The 3098-nt window shown below is 71.4% G+C and carries 4 protein-coding genes; all 4 read right to left on the reverse strand.

The window, feature by feature from the left end; genetic code table 11:
- Positions 1 to 85: 85 nt before the first annotated feature.
- The 4 genes from rplL to AB0C20_RS35855 all read right to left on the reverse strand — a co-directional run bounded on the left by rplL (position 86) and on the right by AB0C20_RS35855 (position 2989).
- Entirely contained in the window at positions 86 to 472 is a 387-nt protein-coding gene (rplL, locus tag AB0C20_RS35840) for a 50S ribosomal protein L7/L12 (RefSeq protein WP_030489578.1), read from the reverse strand.
- A gap of 54 nt (positions 473 to 526) precedes the next feature.
- The gene (gene rplJ, locus AB0C20_RS35845) at positions 527 to 1072 is read right to left on the reverse strand and encodes a 50S ribosomal protein L10 (RefSeq protein ID WP_112584808.1); all 546 of its coding nucleotides are present in this window, start codon (positions 1070 to 1072) and stop codon (positions 527 to 529) included.
- Positions 1073 to 1412: 340 nt separating this feature from the next.
- Positions 1413 to 2102, reverse strand: coding sequence for a hypothetical protein (locus AB0C20_RS35850; protein ID WP_357569682.1), 690 nt, complete (start codon positions 2100 to 2102; stop codon positions 1413 to 1415).
- The gene (locus AB0C20_RS35855; RefSeq protein WP_357569683.1) at positions 2099 to 2989 is read right to left on the reverse strand and encodes an ATP-binding cassette domain-containing protein; all 891 of its coding nucleotides are present in this window, start codon (positions 2987 to 2989) and stop codon (positions 2099 to 2101) included. The genes AB0C20_RS35850 and AB0C20_RS35855 overlap by 4 nt, the downstream gene beginning before the upstream one ends.
- Positions 2990 to 3098: the final 109 nt, after the last annotated feature.

The raw sequence follows: 3098 nt of genomic DNA on the forward strand, positions 1-3098 counted from the left end.
GCGGTGATCCGTGTCGGATCACCGCCCGCCGTGGCGCGATAGTGTCCCAGCTCACGAGCCGGGTACGCGTTTGTGGAACGTCAGGTCACTTGAGGGTGACCTTGGCGCCTTCACCCTCGAGCTTGGCCTTCGCCTTGTCGGCGGTCTCCTTGTTGACCTTCTCCAGGATGGCCTTCGGCGCGGACTCGACCGCGTCCTTGGCCTCCTTGAGGCCCAGGCCGGTCAGCTCACGCACGACCTTGATGACCTGGATCTTCTTGCCACCGTCAGCCTCGAGGATGACGTCGAACTCGTCCTGCTCCGGCTCGGCCTCGGCCGCAGCGGCGCCGCCGCCACCACCCTGGGCGATCGCGACCGGAGCGGCAGCGGTGACCTCGAAGGTCGTCTCGAACTGCTTCACGAACTCAGAGAGCTCGATCAGCGTCATCTCCTTGAACGCGTCGAGCAGCTCGTCGGTGCTGAGCTTCGCCATATCTGGCGTCCTTTCCTGATTCTGTTAAGTAAGAACTGGTGCGCCGTGGGGGCCTCAGGCCGCCTCGGCGCCCTCCTTCTCGCGCTTGTCCTGCAGTGCAGCCGCCAGACGGGCGGTCTTCGACAGCGGGGCCTGGAACAGGGCCGCGGCCTTGCTCAGGTTGCCCTTCATCGCGCCGGCCAGCTTGGCCAGCAGCACCTCGCGGGACTCAAGGTCGGCGAGCTTCGTGACCTCGGCCGCGGTGATGGCCTTGCCCTCGAAGACACCGCCCTTGATGACGAGCTTCGGGTTGGCCTTCGCGAAGTCGCGAAGGCCCTTCGCCGCCTCGACGACGTCGCCCGAAACGAAAGTCAGCGCGGTAGGACCGGTGAACAGCTCGTCGAGGCCGGTGATGCCCGCGTCCGTCGCAGCACGCTTGGCCAGCGTGTTCTTCGCGACCGTGTAGCTGGTATCGGCGCCGAGCGAGCGCCGAAGCTGGGTGAGCTGGGAAACCGTCAGACCGCGGTACTCGGTCAGCACGGTGGCGCCCGAACTGCGGAAGCTCTCGGTCAGCTCAGCGACGGCCGTGGCCTTGTCGGCCCGGATCGGCTTGTCCGCCATGTCCCTCCTCTCTCGTTACTCGAGGCTGGTCCCTGTCTCGGCCGAAGCCGGAACGGGGGCGGAGGCGACGCGACAACGAAAAAGCCCCGGCGCAGGGCGCACGGGGCGAGGGCCGGCGGATCGTCATGGTCGGCGGACCATGCTCACTGCCGAGTTACGCTTGCCGCCCTACGCGGGTCGCCCGTCGTCGCGGGACCTTCGACCGTGCCGAAGCATGGTGACCAGCGGTCTTTGGGTGGTTCCTCATCCATGAGAACACGGATGACGGTTGAAGAGTACGCGCCCCGACCAGCAGCGCCAAATCGCGCCCGGTGAGCCGCGTCACCCGTACCAGTGCCGGTCAGCCCTGGGCGCGCCGCCGCCACAGGTAGCCGCCGACGACAGCGGTGCTCCAGGCCAACGCCCACCCGCTCAGCCCCAGCAGTGTCAGCGCGGCTGCCTCGCCGCCGGTGGTGCGAGCGGTCGCCATGATCGGCGGTGCCAGCCAGGGGACCACCGAGCCGGTCAGGCCCAACACCACAGCGCCGACCCCGCCCAGGGCCAACACCGCGACCCCGTACCCGGCGCCGCCCACCGACGCCCGGCTGGCCAGCGCCCCAAGGGCAACCGCAGCGGGTACGACCAACGCGTGCGCCCACAATCCCAGCGCGAGCCCGACCGGAATCGACCGGTCCCCCGGGTCGACCGGGCCGGACACCCCGCCGACCAGCCACGGAAAGAGCAGCGCGACAGCCACCGTCACCAGCGCCGCCACCGCGGCGGCGAGCAGCCCGGCCACCCGCTCCCGGGCCACCCCGACGGTCACCTGCGCCAGCCGACGCTGCACGTCCGGCTCGACGTCCAACAGGATCTTGGTCTGCCAGGCGAGCACCGGGAAGAGCACGACAGCGGAGACGCCGTACGCCTCCGCCGGCTGGGCTCGGCCACCGCCGTAGAGAGTGCCGAGCGTGATCAGGCCGGCGAGCAACGGCGCCAACGCCCGGCCGGTTCGCAGGAAACCGGCCAACCGCATCCGGACCAGGGCGCTCACCGGGTCTCCCCCGCTGCCGACTCGACAGTGACGTCAGCGGCCTCCGGCTGCTCCGCTGTCAGTTCCCCGGCCATCCCGAGCGGCGGCGCGGCGGGTCGGGCGGCACCGGCCGACCGGAGCGGCTCGACGGGTAGGGCCTGGGGTGCGGCGGTGGAGGCGTCGGAGCGTACCCGCAGCACCTGATGGCCCTCGGCGCGCAACCGGGCGACGGTGCCGGCGACCCGCGCGGCCGGCACCGCGACCTCGACCACGGCGATCGTCCCGTCCGTCGACAGCGCCTCCTCGGCAAGTGAGCCGTCGGCCACCAACCAGCGGCGCGCGGCCGGGAGCCGGACCGTCTCGCCGCGGTGGTCGCTGACCAGGACGGACCCGTCGGCGGCGAGCACCTCGGCGATCAGCTCGGGCACCAACTCGCGGGTGGCGGCGTCCAGCCCCTCCCACGGCTCGTCGAGCACCAGCAGGCCCGGTGGGCGCAGCAGCGCCTGGGCGAGGCCGACCTTCTGCGCGGTGCCCTTGGACAGCTCCGGCAACCGGACCGAGCGGAAGGCGGCCAGCCCGAGCCGGTCCGTCCAGGAGGTAACGGCCTCGTCGGCAGCAGCCCTGCCCAGCCCCGCCACCCGGGCCATCCCGGTCAGATAGCGGGTCACAGTGAACGGTTGGTCCGCTGGGAAACGCTCCGGCACCCAGCCCACCCGCGCCGGCCGGTCGGTGACCCGGCCCCGGCCCGGGCGGAGGACCCCCGCGGCCACCTGGAGCAGTGTCGACTTGCCCACCCCGTTGCGGCCCAGCACGATCGCCACCTCGCCGGGACCGATCCGCACATCGATGCCTTGCAGCACCCACGGCCCCCGCCGGTGGTACCGCAACCAGACGTTCTCCAGCCGCATGGCGTCGAGCCTGCCACACCTGGAACGCAGACCCGTCGAAGGTGGACGGTCTCGCGCGGGTGCTCGCCGAGCTGGCCGAGCAGCGGCAGGTGGTCGTCTTCACCCACGA

This window comes from Micromonospora sp. NPDC048843, from assembly GCF_040649965.1.
GTDB classification, from domain to species: domain Bacteria; phylum Actinomycetota; class Actinomycetes; order Mycobacteriales; family Micromonosporaceae; genus Micromonospora; species Micromonospora hortensis.